Below are 13,663 nucleotides of genomic sequence, written 5' to 3'. Positions count from 1 at the left end.
TAACATTCAAATAGTATATCTAATTATTGGTATTATGCGACTACTCTTTTTTCACGTTGATGAATAGGACACTACAGACACTATCTACTGCGTATAGTGGTGGGTTGATTGCCAGCTCAATAATAACTCCATGAAAAGATAGAGTAAATATTAGCCGTTTAATTTCTTATTGTTTTAAAATTTATTTTATGAGGTAGGGAGGTTATGATACAGTACGCATCTTACATCGTAAGTTTTAAATTAAGGGTGACAGCAATGGACAGAATTTTATATCCCCGGCCAATCGAGCTTAATAATTTTATGCAAAGCCCTGACGAATTGGATACTAAATATGGTTTGCCCAGGAAGGTAGAGTTTTGTAAAAGCTGCGTTATATCAAATCAAAGACCTAACTCTGCTGTTGAATATGAGCACAAAAAGGGATCAGCAAAAACAACGATTCACTTTAATGAGCAAGGTATTTGTGATGCTTGCAAAGCCGCAGAGCGCAAGAGAAAAATAATTAACTGGACGGAAAGAGAGCAACAATTAAAAGAATTATGTGATCGCTATAGAAGCAAGAATGGTTCTTATGATTGTGTGGTTCCTGGATCCGGAGGCAAGGATAGTTTTTATGCAGCCCATATTTTAAAATATAAGTATGGAATGAATCCTTTAACGGTTACTTGGGCTCCTCACATGTATACCTCATGGGGGTGGCGTAATTTTCAGTCCTGGATTCATGCTGGTTTTGATAATCACTTATTTACCCCGAATGGTCGTGTGCATCGGCTACTAACACGGTTAGCCGTAGAAAATTTGTTTCATCCATTCCAACCTTTTATGATTGGCCAAAAAGCCTATGCTCCAAAAATGGCTCTGCTTCATAATATTAAACTGGTTATTTATGGTGAAAACGAAGCTGAGTACGGCAATCCTATTGTCGATAACGAATCAGCTAAAAGAGACTGGCGTTATTTTACTGCAGAAGATAAAAGTAAAATATTTTTAGGTGGAACTTCTGTCGAAGATTTAAAAAATAGTTTTGGGTTGACTGGTACAGATTTGGATGCGTATATTCCAGCTGATCCTGCACAATTAGAAGAAAAGGAAGTAGAAGTGCATTATCTTGGATATTATTTAAAATGGCATCCCCAAAGCTGTTATTATTATGCAGTTGAACATGGGGGGTTTGAAGCATCCCCAGAGAGAACACCCGGCACTTATAGTAAATATAACAGTATTGATGACAAAATTGACGATTTTCATTATTTTACTACCTTAACAAAATTCGGTATTGGCCGGGCGACCTACGATGCTTCCCAGGAAATTCGTTCTGGTGATATCACTCGCGAGGAAGGTGTCGCTCTCGTTAAACGATTTGACACGGAGTTTCCGGAAAGGTTTGCTGAGGAAATTTTTAACTATTTAAGTATCCCTCCCAAAGAATATCCTGTTGCAGCTAAAATGTTCGAACAACCCATTATGGATAGAGCTTATTTTATGGCACTTGCAGATACATTCCGCTCTCCACATCTATGGAAATATGAAAATGGTCGTTGGGAACTGCGTCATCAAGTAACAAATCTCACTACAACAGAAGCTGATTATTTGGAGAAGATTTGATGAGTAATGTCCGCTTGATAGCGCGTTTGGATATCAAAGGGCCTAACTTAATCAAAGGAGTTCACCTGGAAGGATTAAGGGTTTTAGGAAATCCAAATGAGTTTGCCATGTCATATTATACTGGTGGCGCCGATGAACTTATTTATATGGATACAGTCGCAAGTTTATACGGTCGTAATAACTTGTCTGACATAGTCAAAAAAACAGCTGAAAATGTTTTTATCCCTATTACTGTGGGTGGTGGTATTCGCAGTGTGGATGATGTAAAACAGCTACTGCGATGTGGCGCGGACAAAGTGGCAGTAAATACAGCTGCTACTAAAAATCCGCTGCTGATTACGGAAATTTCACGTCGATTTGGTTCACAATGTATGGTCCTATCTATTGAAGCGAAGCGTTTGTCTAATGGTCGCTGGGAAGTAATGACAGACAATGGTCGAGAGCATACAGGAATGGATGTTGTTGATTGGGCAAGAAATGGACAAGAATTTGGGGCAGGTGAAATATTGTTAACCTCTATAGATCAGGAAGGAACTCGTAAAGGGTTTGATATTGAATTAATCCGTGCAGTTTCTGATGCTGTAACGATTCCTGTCATAGCAAGTGGTGGTATGGGGAAACCAGAGGATTTGCTTTCTGCAGTTCACTTGGGGCACGCAGATGCTATTGCTATGGCTGATTTGCTTCATTACAAAAGGAACACTCTTGCAGAAGTAAGAAAGATGGCATTGGACAATAATATTCATGTGAGAAGGTTATGAGCTCAGTTTCCATTATAGATTATGGTGTTGGCAACTTACTTAGTGTTGCTAGAGCATTTGATCATTTTAATATACACGTTCAATTCGCCCAGACCACTGAAGATATCTTATCTGCCAAAAGATTAATTTTACCCGGAGTAGGGGCTTTTGCTGACGGGGTGCAGGGGTTACGTGAGCGTGGCTTTATTGAAGCGATTGAAAGTTTTACTCATCAAGGGAAACCTCTTTTAGGGATTTGTTTAGGGATGCAAATGCTTATGACAACCAGTAGTGAATTTGGTACTCATGCTGGTTTAGATTTAATAAAAGGGAATGTAGTTTCTATACCACAGCAGGGACTGGATGGCACGCCTCATAAGATTCCGCATATTGGTTGGAACGAATTACACCCAACTGAACATGGTCCTTCTTGGTCTCATACGATTTTATGCGATTTGCCTCAAGCTTCGTCTGTTTATTTTGTTCACTCTTATATGGTTGTTCCAGACTCTCCAACTGCCCGAGTCGCTGATACTTTTTATAATGGACAACCTATTAGTGCAGTGATTCAACATGAGAATATTTATGGCTGTCAATTTCATCCTGAAAAAAGTGGTGAAATTGGGTTAAGGATAATCCAGCAATTTATGAAACTCTAGGATGAATCCATGAAAATTTTAGCAATCATTCCAGCTCGTTCTGGCTCTAAGAGATTGCCCGGCAAGAATATAAAATCTCTGGCAGGAATGCCATTGATTGCATACAGTATTATTGCAGCACAGAAAGCAAATGTTTGTAGTGAAATTCTTGTTTCTACGGATTGTCATGATATCGCTGAAGTTGCTTTACACTATGGTGCATCAGTTCCCTGGTTACGATCAGCAAATTTAGCACATGATTTATCTGATGTTATTCATACAGTGATTGATACAATTAAGCGTTGCCAGTCAGGAAAAAAAGATTTCGATAGCGTCCTTTTGTTACAACCTACATCTCCCTTTCGATCTAGTTCATTTATAAAGGAGGCAGTTAAGCTTCATAAACAAACTGGTGAGAGCGTGGTTTCTGTCAGTACACCTACGATAAAGCCTGCCTGGTTTAGAACAGTTGATGAAGAGGGCAATTTAATTTCAAGTCGAATTATGTCTGAGTATGAAAATGATTTAGCTTCTGCCAAATTTTATCAGCTCAATGGCTCAATTTATTTGGCGACAGTGAAGCAGATACTCAAACATAATAGTTTCTATAGCCAGCCTACTAAAGCCCTGCTCATTGAAAATCCTCATGAAGCGATTGATATAGATACATCACTGGATTGGATATTAGCTGAAAAATTAATGGAATCTAAGGAAGAAGAGGTAATAACATGAGTTGTTTTGTAATTGCTGAAGCTGGGGTCAACCATAATGGTGATGTCCATTTAGCAAAGGAGTTAATTCACGCAGCAAAGGAAACTGGTGCGAATGCTGTGAAATTCCAAACATTTAAAGCAGATCATTTAGTTAATAAAACAGCAGAACAGGCACAATACCAGAAGAAAAATGCAGCGCACTCTAGTCAATATGAGATGCTTAAGGCGCTAGAAATTTCTGAAGATGATCATCACTCGCTCGCCCAACTGGCAAATTCACTGGGTATTGAATTCATGTCTACAGGTTTCGATGAAGAATCTGTGGATTTTTTAATTTCGTTAGGTGTACGTCGTCTGAAAATTCCATCGGGCGAAATTACCAATCTACCTTTTCTAAAGTACCTTGCAAAAACAGGTTTACCTCTTATTATGTCTACTGGCATGAGTGACTTGCTGGAGGTCAAAGAAGCAATAGATACCATTGAGCCATTTTATAAAAATGATTTAAAAGACAATTTGGTTTTGCTTCATTGTACTTCTAATTATCCAGCTGCTTATAGTGATGTGAATCTAATGGCTATGCAGACGCTTGCCAGGGAATTTGATTTGCCTATAGGTTATTCCGATCATACTCTGGGTGTGTTAGTTCCTACTTTGGCAGTTGCTATCGGAGCAAAAGTAATTGAAAAACATTTTACCCTGGATAATTCTTTACCTGGGCCGGATCATACCGCATCGATGATGCCAAAGGAATTTTCAGAGATGGTTAAGATGATTCGAGATGCTGAAATTGTATTGGGTAATGGAGACAAACAGCCTACGCAGAGTGAACTCCCTATTCGTGATCTGGTTCGACGAAGCGTCACTTTAAAACATGAGTTGCCTCGGGGAGCATTGTTGACGAGAGATGATCTTGTGTTGCTCCGACCAGGGACAGGTATTAAACCTGCAAAACTTCATGAGGTAATCGGCAAAAGATTGACAGTTAATTTAAATGCTGGCAGTACCTTACAATGGGAACATATCGAGCTGTGATAAGGAAAATTTGTTATATATCGGGCACCCGTGCGGATTATGGATTAATGCGCAGCGTATTAAAATGTTTGAATGCAGCACCTGATATCGATTTGTCAATTTGTGTAACAGGTATGCATCTTTCTGCCTTGTATGGCAGTACTGTCAATGAAATTATTGCTGATGGTTTTAAAATATGTGCTCAGATTCCTGTTGATGTAAATACAGCAGTTCACGCTACTATGGCGAAATCTATTGGTTTTGAAATTATTGCGATGACTGAATTATTTGAGCAACAGAAACCGGATATTGTCCTATTATTAGGGGACAGAGGGGAGATGTTAGCCGGTGCCTTGGCTGCCGTTCATTTAAATATTCCTGTTGTACATCTTCATGGTGGAGAGCGTTCTGGTACAGTTGATGAAATGATTCGACATGCTATTTCAAAATTAGCTCATTATCATTTTGTTGCTACCAAAGCTGCTTATGAACGTCTGGTGAAAATGGGCGAGAGAGAAAACTCTATTTTTTTGGTTGGTGCTCCTGGATTGGATGAAATTGTTACTTATAATCCTTGCAATCGAGAGCAGTGTTGTAAGCAATATGGTCTTGATCCCAGCAGACCATTTGCTTTATTGATATTTCATCCTGTAGTTCAAGAATATAATGAAATTCGATTTCAATTTGAAAATATTATTCTTGCGGCGCTACAAATGAAACTACAAATCCTAATACTTGAACCTAATTCTGATGCTGGTGGACATTTTATTCGTGAAATTCTGGAAAAATATAAGAATCATGAGGATGTTCGTGTGATTAAGCACATGCTTCGACAAAGCTATTTAGATTGCTTGGCTAATGCGGATGTAATGCTTGGAAATTCCAGTAGTGGAATCATTGAGGCTGCCTCTTATAATCTTATAGTGATTAACGTAGGTAGTCGTCAGCAATTCAGAGAAAGGGGTGATAATGTAATTGATGTAGGAACTGATATTCCTTCTATTCTATCAGGACTTCATCAGGTTTTACCGGCAAAAAAAAATACGTTCAATAATTTTTATGGTGATGGTCGAACAGCTGAGCGATGTTGTGAATTATTAAGAACTATTTCTTTAAACCCAGATATTTTGAATAAATGCAATGCGTACTAAACGATTAACAATAATAGGTGCTGGTGGCCATAGCAAAGTAGTACTTGATGCACTTGAACTAAGTTCAGAGCAGTACACGATCACCCTATGCGATGATAATCCTGTATTAGCAGATAGAATCATGGCTGGTTATAAAATTAATGCTACAGGTCCTTTATCAAAGATCACTGCTAATGTTCATGTGGCGATTGGAAACAATGTGATTCGTGAAAAAATTTACCGCGACTTATCAAAAGATGCTGCACTATTGACGATAATTCATCCAGCAGCCATTATTTCTAGAACTGCCGAAATAGCTGGTGGATCTTTTATCGCAGCAAAAGCAATTTTAGCTCCAGGAAGTAATATTGGTGAAGGTAGTATTGTCAATCACGGTGCTATTGTGGATCATGATGTAAAAATTGGTTCATATTCTCATATTGCGCCCAATAGCACGCTAGGAGGCAATGTGTTAATAGGAGCAGGAGTATTGATTGGTGCGGGAGCTGTAATTCTCCCGGGAATTAAAATAGGAAATGGGGCTACTGTTGGTGCGGGTGCAGTTGTGACCCGAAATGTGGAAGAAAACAGTGTGGTTAAAGGCGTTCCTGCAGGATGAAGGGTTATTATGTTTAATATAGAAACACTATTTGTTAAAAAGAATTATACGCTAAAACAAACTCTTGAGAAATTAGATGAAACCGCACAAGGTGTTGTACTTTTAGTGGATGATAATAACTGTTTGATTAGAACAGTTACCGATGGTGATCTTCGGCGATTATTGCTAAAAGGCTGTACCCTGGAGACAACGTTATCGGAATTGCCCTCGTTATCATCAAAATCGCTTCCGCAGTCAAGTAGTATTCAAGAGGCATTTCATTTAATGGAGGAGTACGAGTTAAATCATATTCCTCTAGTTGATAAAGCTGGTAAACCAACTCGTCTTATTCATCGCCGCGAATTATCTTCCAACATTCTTTTATCCACGCCTCATATTGGAGAACATGAACAACAATACGTACAAGAAGCCTTTACCACAAATTGGGTAGCACCTTTAGGACCCAATGTAGATGCGTTTGAACAAGAAGTTGCTGAATATGTAAATATTAAGGCTGCTGTGGCTTTAAGTTCTGGTACAGCTGCAATTCATCTAGCGCTAGTCTTGCTTGATGTCAAGGCTGGTGACACGGTATTTGTCTCCAGTTTTACTTTTGTAGCTACAGTAAACCCAGTGCTTTATCAAGGTGCAACTCCAGTTTTTATTGATTCTGAACCGGAAACTTGGAACATGTCGCCGCAAGCTCTGCAACGCGCCTTAAAAGAAGCCGCAGCAGCAAAGCAACTTCCCAAAGCAGTAATTATTGTGAATTTATATGGGCAGAGTGCCAACTATAAAGAACTTTGCAAATTGTGTGACGAGTATCAAGTTCCAATTATTGAGGATGCAGCTGAATCATTAGGAGCAACTTATAACAAAAAATTCAGTGGTACTTTTGGTAAACTGGGTGTTTTTTCCTTCAATGGTAATAAAATTATTACGACCTCTGGTGGAGGCATGCTGGTTTCCAATGATGAAACACTAATTGAACGTGCAAGGTTTTTGTCGACTCAAGCTCGTGATCCAGCTTATCACTATGAACACAGTGTGGTTGGTTATAACTATCGCATGAGCAATGTGCTGGCAGGAATAGGTCGAGGGCAATTGCGTGTGTTGGAAAAAAGAATTGCCTCACGGATAGCAATTTATAATCATTACAAGGAAGGACTGCAACAGCATAAAATTGTGAGCATGATGCCAGAAATTAAAGAGGGAAGAAGTACCCATTGGCTTTCTACGATGCTAATCGATGCTCAACAAAGCTCTGTAGACCCAGTCACTGTTATTAAAAACTTGAGCCAATATCGAATTGAAGCAAGGCGCACATGGAAGCCCATGCATAGACAGCCTTTATTTGCTGGTACCAAATATTATCCTCACACGGAGTCATTGAGTGTTTCTGATTATCTCTTTAATCAGGGATTATGTTTACCCTCTGGCTCAAATCTTAGTACCATCGATATTGATCGGGTCATTCAATGCCTTATTACCATTCTTGAAAATAACCATGAAGTGATTGAGGCTCTTTAACTATAGAAGGCTGTCTTGCGCAGCCACTATGAGGCAACTTTAATTTCTTTTAATAAATTTTGTTTGAGCTCGATTACTTGTTCTACATTATGTTCTTCCCACTGTTTAAGAGCACTTGAGTTTTGTTTCAATTCAGCCAAAAGATTTATTGGATCTAATTTTGTTGAGAAACTAGATATATCAGATTGATTAGACTGATTAAGGATCACTGCCAATATCAAATTTCCCAGTTCATTTTTAAAGTGATATGGATCCCAAAACCATTTCATCATCACTCTGCTGTCATTACTGGCCGGCAAACTTCGGTAGTGTATTGGTTTAACTTGTTGAAACCCCAGAGTGTATAGGGTAGTTGAGGGTGATTGTCATTGTGTTGCTGAATTAAATTAAGCAGGGCTTGCTGCCATTCCTCATAACGGGGCCATAGACCCAGTAATTTATAAGTTTCTAAAAGACGTACATGTTCTGGGGCTAAAATAACAATGAGTTCAGTCTTATTCTTAGTGCAAATGTTAATAATCTGTTGCATGTAGTCTAAAGTATTAATTTGATGTGTAGGATCAATAAATGCATATTCTTTTATTGGGACAGGAAAAAAGGTCGGTGGATTAAACTGCTCAGTATGAAGGAAGTTATTTTTATATACGCGTCGTTGTCGAATTTGTTCCTCGCGATAGTCATGCACGAGTTGTCCGTTGCTTAAAAAAGCATTATTTTGATGTTGTGATTGAACAGTGGCAATACTTGCTGTTAATGCATCATAAGACAATAAGGTGGCAAAAAAGCTGTTTATTTTAAAGGTCTTACTTTTGCCATCTTTATCTACATTCAGAATAGACTCATCAAAATCATCCCGATTTTTAACATAAGCATTAAACATGAAAAAGTTAACGACCAAAACAGCACGCTAAGGGGACGATTTGCTTGAGTATGTTGTAAATAGCGTAAGACCTCGTAAATATTTGCACCACTTAAACCTAAACTATAGATATTCTTGTTACTCCAACCCGGAAAAGCCGGATCTAGCCAGTTTCTGCGGTAGACGAGCCTAAAACAATAGTTTCTGGTTTTTTCCACTCAATGGCTATTGCCTTTGCCAAACGAAGGTGACCAGCCAATTAAATGAAATAATAGCTGAACAAAGCAAAACAATAGTGAGTAAGTAATACAGCGTAAATTTTTTATACATGTTCAATTGTTTTTTTCCTAAAATTGATAATATAAAAAATCACTTACATGACCAAAAGTAAGCAAAGAAGACAAATCCCATGTAAGGCGCCCCATAGTATAAAGTCCACGACGCACCGTGCCAGATACAATAAATATTTTCGCCTTTCCAGATAGTCACTGATGATAAAATTAAAGCTGAGTGATAACAGCAATAAAGGTGTAAAAGCTGTACTCCAATAGCTGTAGAAATAAGTGAGACTATAAATAAATAGCCAATGACGCTCCTGGAGGAGTAATAGCATTGTAGAAAATAAAAAAAATAAATGCTAACGGTAAAAAGAAAAAGATAAACGCATAAGAATTAAAAGCACGACTTATCAACCTTTCATGCTATCTTTTGTAAGGACGTCATTGGATAAGCTCGCTCAATTAAAACATAAATGCCAGACAGTCCCACAAGCTCGAGTGCTACAATAGCTAAGGTATATTGCGGGTAAAAATAGATGCAGGCAACTAAACCAACAATGACCGCATTAATAACCACTTGCCCTGAAAGAATTAGCTCAGAGTTAACTCCCAATTGCTTAATTCTCTGATAAGCATGTTTTTTATGTGGCGCATACCAAGTTTCTCGATTAACTATTCGACGAAGAAGAGTAATGGTGGCATCGAAAAGAAAAAGACCATTGAGCATAAACCAATAAATAATGGGCACACTGTAATATTTTTGTGCTACTAATCCCATTAAAAAAGTAGATAGGCCTAATGTGGCGCTTCCCACATCGCCCATGAAAACTTTGGCTGGAGGGAAATTAAAAATTAGAAAACCAACTAGACTTGCTACGAGCATCAAACATACATACTCATAGAAAATAGCTTGATGATGGTTAAAGATAAGACTATAAATGGAAAGCAGGAAAAAGGCTTGAATAGCAGCAAAGCCATCTAAACCATCCATAAAATTAAAATGGTTGATAGCCCAAATAAAAGCAGCAACTACAAATACTGAGGCAACGATTCCCTCAGGAACAGTAAAGAGTAAAAAATTTAAGGGAAGAGGGAATAAATAGAAAGTAAGGCTAAAAGATACTAAAGCTTGTACTAGCAAACGAATTTTAACAGACAAATTCATTAAATCATCTAAAAAACTTATTGCGCTTAGTAGTAATCCACTAAGAATAAGCATCATTTGTTGCGAAAAGGGAGTGTCTATCACTAAACCAAGAAAGGAAACACTTAATAACCATAGTCCAATAAATACAATGCCTGATCCACGAACCGTAGGTTTAGCGTGAAGAGTTCTTTCATTGGGTTGTACAAGCAACCTGGTGTTATTAGCTAAAGAACAGAATAGTTTTACAAACGTTGCTGATAGCAGTACCATGCAAAGGCTAGCAATTATTTTCATCTTGATACCATTGAACCGTATGTCGTATTCCTTCATTCGCTCGGATTGGAGGTTCCCAGCCAAGTTCTGTTTTAATTTTATTATTACTCACCAATAATGAATCTAAAAGACGAGTATTCATTCCCTTTAAGCCAAGAAGAGAAAAAACTCCTGTCAATAGTTTAATAGGGAAGGGAAATAGACGCGATTTAATCTTCATCTCAGTAGAGAGTATCCTTAAAAGTTCAGATAATGACCAATTTTCATTGTCTGCCACTAAAAAAGTTTTGTTTGCAGCCGCAGGATGAGAAAGGACAGTGCATATTGCAGAGATTAAGTTATCGATATATAAAAAACTTCGCTTATTATTAACTCTCCCAAAAGGTAAAGGCCAACCTTTGGCTATCAGCATCATCATTCGGAGAAAATTAGCTTTTACACCTGGGCCATAAACTAAGGGTGGACGTAAAATAATGATTTCCATGGGTGTTTTTTGACAGATATCTTGCAAATACTGTTCAGCAAGTAACTTACTTTTGGCATAGGGATTCTCTGGATTTTCTTGGCATTCTTCTGTAAAGAAGACATCTTTAGCTGTGCGTTCTCCTATCACTTTAATGGAGCTTAAAAAGATAAATCGCTTTACTTGGTGTTGAGCAGCCTGTTCTGCAAACTCTTTGGTTGCGATACTATTGATTCGGCAATATTCCTCAAGGGAAGTAGATTGTTGATGTTTTCCTTCGAGTACATGTACCTTCGCTGCTAGATGGATAACAAAATCGATATCTTTGAGTGGAGCACTCCAATCAGTTTGAGATTCGATTTTATTAATTTTTACTTGTTCAGCTTTAAGCCATGGTGCAGGCTTCCAAACTGCACACCTAACTTCATGTCCCATTGCTCGTAGTTGAGGTACTAAGTTCATTCCTATAAATCCAGTAGCACCTGTTAGCAAAATTTTCGCCAAATTTTATCTCCCTTTCATTTAGCATTTGTAATATGCCACTCAATAGTTTGGCTGATGTCCCTAATGTTAAGAGCTCGAGGCCATTAAGTCACTATTTCTTAATTTCAGATTTTGATTTAAATAAAATTTAATCGTTTCAACTAAGTGCTCGGTAAAGTTACCTGTTGGACTCCAACCTAATTCCTTATAAATTTTCTCATTATTAATCGCATAGCGTTTATCATGTCCCTTTCTATCCTGGACAAAAGAAATCAATTTTTCATGAGGTGCTTTTTGGGGCAGAAATTGGTCCATAATCTGACAAATGTGCTTAATAAGCGTTAAATTATCTAACTCATTATTACCCCCTATATTATACACCTCGCCTACATGTCCTTTTCGCAAAATGAGATCAATTGCATCACAATGATCTTTAACAAAAAGCCAATCACGAGCATTCAAACCATCCCCGTAAACAGGAATGGGACGCTGATTAATACAACAATCAATTACAGTGGGAATTAATTTTTCTTTATGTTGATAAGGGCCGTAATTATTGGAGCAATTTGAAGTGGTAACAGGTAGTTGATAAGTATGAAAGTAGGCCCTGACTAAATGATCAGAGCTTGCTTTTGAGGCAGAATAAGGTGAATTAGGCTGATAACGATTCATTTCGGTAAAAGCTGGTTCATCATGATCTAAAGAACCATAAACTTCGTCAGTTGAAATATGATGGAAACGACAAGAATGGTTATCCCAATGTTTTTTATCAAGCCAATAATGACGTGCTGCTTCTAACAAGGTAAAGGTGCCCAAAACATTTGTTTGTAAAAAAACCAAGGGATTTTTAATGGAATTATCGACATGTGATTCTGCGGCAAAATGAACGATAGTGTCTATTTCATATTGGTTGAGAAGACTGGTCACAAGTTCTTTATCTCCAATATCACCTTCGATAAATAGGTGACTATCGAATTCTCTTACTTTATCCAAATTTGCTTTATTTCCTGCATAAGTTAATTTATCTAAACTAATAATTCGTAGTCTGGAGTAGCGTTCGCTCATCATGTGGACAAAATTACTGCCAATGAAGCCAGCAGCACCAGTAACTAAAAGATTGCGACATTGATAACTCATGTTTCTTTCGCCTCCTGATTTGCGAATTCTTCAATCACTTCTGGTAAATAGTCAGCCCAGAATCCGCGAGAGATATTAAAAACCCTCTCAATTTTATCAGTAATAAGAACAGAATTTTGAGGACGTTTGGCTTTAGTCGGATAGCCTCCCGTATCGATAGGAATAAGACGACTCAACAAGAAATGATGCCCCTTATTTTTTGCAAGTTTAAGAAAGCTATTAGCAAATTCATACCAGTTCGTAGGGTCAAAACTGGCATAATGATAAATACCCCAATCTTGAAACGTATCACAACTTAATTTATCGATGATAGTTACAATGACTCGAGCAATATCTTTTGCAGCAGTAGGACATCCCCACTGGTCAGCAACAATCTTTATTTCTTCCCTAGTTGCTGCGAGACGTAATATTGTTCTCACAAAATTTTGACTATTTTTGCTGAATACCCAGCTTATTCTAAATATAAGGTATTTACCTAGAGTAGCTTGAATAAGTTGTTCACCCAGTAATTTTGAATTGCCATAGGTATTTATAGGGGACGTTAGATCGTCCTCAACATAACCTTCTGCCTTGGTGCCATCAAAGACATAGTCAGTAGAGAAATGAATAAGTGGAATATTTTGTGATTGGCAGTAACTTGCTATCGCTCCAACAGAAAAACCATTGATTTGGTAAGCAAGGTGATTTTCTTCTTCGGCCATATCAACTGCAGTGTAAGCGGCAGCGTTAATGACCAAATCAACGTTAAACTGAGACAAAATACCCTTAACGGAATCCGGTTTGGATAAATCGCATTCCTTTCTCGATACAGGCAACACTTTGTGGGTGGAGTTTGCCAGTTGAGCCATAAGCTCAATCCCGACCTGCCCAGTACTCCCTAGTAATAAAATTTTCATAGATTAGGTATTGTTATTGATAAATCAGCGGCCTTTTAAATAGTTTTACCTGTTAAGTTGATTGACCTTACTATTCGGCTGAATGTCTTGTCTTTTTTATATATTCCAATGTTCACAACTTAAGTCAAGCAGGCTCTAATAATGCTTTGCTACTTAAGC

14 protein-coding genes are annotated in these 13,663 nt (G+C 37.9%); 8 read left to right on the top strand and 6 right to left on the bottom strand.

Annotation, left to right across the window (positions count from 1 at the left end; translation table 11 throughout):
* The first annotated feature begins 300 nt into the window (after nucleotides 1-300).
* Genes clem_RS09315 through clem_RS09280 form a run of 8 tightly spaced genes read left to right on the top strand, consistent with a single transcriptional unit; the run spans nucleotide 301 to nucleotide 7,968 of the window.
* A complete protein-coding gene (locus clem_RS09315; protein ID WP_408606894.1) occupies nucleotides 301-1,605 on the top strand; it encodes an N-acetyl sugar amidotransferase in 1,305 nt (434 codons plus the stop codon).
* Nucleotides 1,605-2,366 carry an imidazole glycerol phosphate synthase subunit HisF gene (gene hisF / locus clem_RS09310; protein ID WP_198333100.1) on the top strand — a complete coding sequence of 254 codons (762 nt, stop codon included), beginning with the start codon at nucleotides 1,605-1,607 and terminating at the stop codon, nucleotides 2,364-2,366. Before clem_RS09315 ends, hisF begins: the two co-directional genes overlap by 1 nt.
* Nucleotides 2,363-3,004, top strand: coding sequence for an imidazole glycerol phosphate synthase subunit HisH (hisH, locus tag clem_RS09305; protein WP_094091301.1), 642 nt, complete (start codon nucleotides 2,363-2,365; stop codon nucleotides 3,002-3,004). The genes hisF and hisH overlap by 4 nt, the downstream gene beginning before the upstream one ends.
* Before the next feature lie 9 nt (nucleotides 3,005-3,013).
* A complete protein-coding gene (locus tag clem_RS09300) occupies nucleotides 3,014-3,715 on the top strand; it encodes an acylneuraminate cytidylyltransferase family protein (protein ID WP_094091300.1) in 702 nt (233 codons plus the stop codon).
* A complete protein-coding gene (gene neuB / locus clem_RS09295) occupies nucleotides 3,712-4,731 on the top strand; it encodes an N-acetylneuraminate synthase (protein WP_094091299.1) in 1,020 nt (339 codons plus the stop codon). Before clem_RS09300 ends, neuB begins: the two co-directional genes overlap by 4 nt.
* A gap of 47 nt (nucleotides 4,732-4,778) precedes the next feature.
* Nucleotides 4,779-5,861: a UDP-N-acetylglucosamine 2-epimerase gene (neuC, locus tag clem_RS09290; RefSeq protein WP_232505445.1), complete on the top strand. Its 1,083-nt coding sequence runs from the start codon at nucleotides 4,779-4,781 to the stop codon at nucleotides 5,859-5,861.
* Entirely contained in the window at nucleotides 5,851-6,459 is a 609-nt protein-coding gene (locus clem_RS09285) for an acetyltransferase (RefSeq protein ID WP_094091298.1), read from the top strand. The genes neuC and clem_RS09285 overlap by 11 nt, the downstream gene beginning before the upstream one ends.
* A gap of 9 nt (nucleotides 6,460-6,468) precedes the next feature.
* Nucleotides 6,469-7,968, top strand: a complete 1,500-nt coding sequence (locus tag clem_RS09280) for an aminotransferase class I/II-fold pyridoxal phosphate-dependent enzyme (RefSeq protein WP_094091297.1) — start codon at nucleotides 6,469-6,471, stop codon at nucleotides 7,966-7,968.
* 26 nt (nucleotides 7,969-7,994) lie between these two features.
* On the opposite strand, the gene clem_RS09275 is transcribed toward clem_RS09280, so the two are convergent.
* The 6 genes from clem_RS09275 to rfbD all read right to left on the bottom strand — a co-directional run bounded on the left by clem_RS09275 (nucleotide 7,995) and on the right by rfbD (nucleotide 13,504).
* A complete protein-coding gene (locus clem_RS09275; RefSeq protein ID WP_157698220.1) occupies nucleotides 7,995-8,240 on the bottom strand; it encodes a hypothetical protein in 246 nt (81 codons plus the stop codon).
* A complete protein-coding gene (locus clem_RS09270; RefSeq protein WP_094091295.1) occupies nucleotides 8,240-8,848 on the bottom strand; it encodes a hypothetical protein in 609 nt (202 codons plus the stop codon). Before clem_RS09270 ends, clem_RS09275 begins: the two co-directional genes overlap by 1 nt.
* A 675-nt stretch (nucleotides 8,849-9,523) precedes the next feature.
* Nucleotides 9,524-10,546, bottom strand: coding sequence for an MraY family glycosyltransferase (locus clem_RS09265; protein WP_094091294.1), 1,023 nt, complete (start codon nucleotides 10,544-10,546; stop codon nucleotides 9,524-9,526).
* Nucleotides 10,530-11,492: an NAD-dependent epimerase/dehydratase family protein gene (locus clem_RS09260; RefSeq protein ID WP_094091293.1), complete on the bottom strand. Its 963-nt coding sequence runs from the start codon at nucleotides 11,490-11,492 to the stop codon at nucleotides 10,530-10,532. The genes clem_RS09265 and clem_RS09260 overlap by 17 nt, the downstream gene beginning before the upstream one ends.
* Nucleotides 11,493-11,558: 66 nt before the next feature.
* Nucleotides 11,559-12,608, bottom strand: coding sequence for a dTDP-glucose 4,6-dehydratase (gene rfbB, locus clem_RS09255; protein WP_094091292.1), 1,050 nt, complete (start codon nucleotides 12,606-12,608; stop codon nucleotides 11,559-11,561).
* Nucleotides 12,605-13,504 carry a dTDP-4-dehydrorhamnose reductase gene (gene rfbD, locus clem_RS09250; protein ID WP_094091291.1) on the bottom strand — a complete coding sequence of 300 codons (900 nt, stop codon included), beginning with the start codon at nucleotides 13,502-13,504 and terminating at the stop codon, nucleotides 12,605-12,607. Before rfbD ends, rfbB begins: the two co-directional genes overlap by 4 nt.
* Nucleotides 13,505-13,663 lie beyond the last annotated feature (159 nt).

It is taken from the genome of Legionella clemsonensis (genome assembly GCF_002240035.1).
Taxonomy (GTDB): Bacteria; Pseudomonadota; Gammaproteobacteria; order Legionellales; family Legionellaceae; genus Tatlockia; species Tatlockia clemsonensis.
Note: the sequence above shows the minus strand (reverse complement) of the source record. Positions and strands in the feature narration are given on the sequence as shown.

Excerpts from the sequence above, each read along its gene's own strand:
- clem_RS09315 (WP_408606894.1), top strand. The coding sequence starts at position 301 with ATGCAAAGCCCTGACGAATTGGATACTAAATATGGTTTGCCCAGGAAG.
- hisF (WP_198333100.1), top strand. The coding sequence starts at position 1,605 with ATGAGTAATGTCCGCTTGATAGCGCGTTTGGATATCAAAGGGCCTAAC.
- hisH (WP_094091301.1), top strand. The coding sequence starts at position 2,363 with ATGAGCTCAGTTTCCATTATAGATTATGGTGTTGGCAACTTACTTAGT.
- clem_RS09300 (WP_094091300.1), top strand. The coding sequence starts at position 3,014 with ATGAAAATTTTAGCAATCATTCCAGCTCGTTCTGGCTCTAAGAGATTG.
- neuB (WP_094091299.1), top strand. The coding sequence starts at position 3,712 with ATGAGTTGTTTTGTAATTGCTGAAGCTGGGGTCAACCATAATGGTGAT.
- neuC (WP_232505445.1), top strand. The coding sequence starts at position 4,779 with ATGCGCAGCGTATTAAAATGTTTGAATGCAGCACCTGATATCGATTTG.
- clem_RS09285 (WP_094091298.1), top strand. The coding sequence starts at position 5,851 with ATGCGTACTAAACGATTAACAATAATAGGTGCTGGTGGCCATAGCAAA.
- clem_RS09280 (WP_094091297.1), top strand. The coding sequence starts at position 6,469 with ATGTTTAATATAGAAACACTATTTGTTAAAAAGAATTATACGCTAAAA.
- clem_RS09275 (WP_157698220.1), bottom strand. The coding sequence starts at position 8,240 with ATGATGAAATGGTTTTGGGATCCATATCACTTTAAAAATGAACTGGGA.
- clem_RS09270 (WP_094091295.1), bottom strand. The coding sequence starts at position 8,848 with ATGTTTAATGCTTATGTTAAAAATCGGGATGATTTTGATGAGTCTATT.
- clem_RS09265 (WP_094091294.1), bottom strand. The coding sequence starts at position 10,546 with ATGAAAATAATTGCTAGCCTTTGCATGGTACTGCTATCAGCAACGTTT.
- rfbB (WP_094091292.1), bottom strand. The coding sequence starts at position 12,608 with ATGAGTTATCAATGTCGCAATCTTTTAGTTACTGGTGCTGCTGGCTTC.
- rfbD (WP_094091291.1), bottom strand. The coding sequence starts at position 13,504 with ATGAAAATTTTATTACTAGGGAGTACTGGGCAGGTCGGGATTGAGCTT.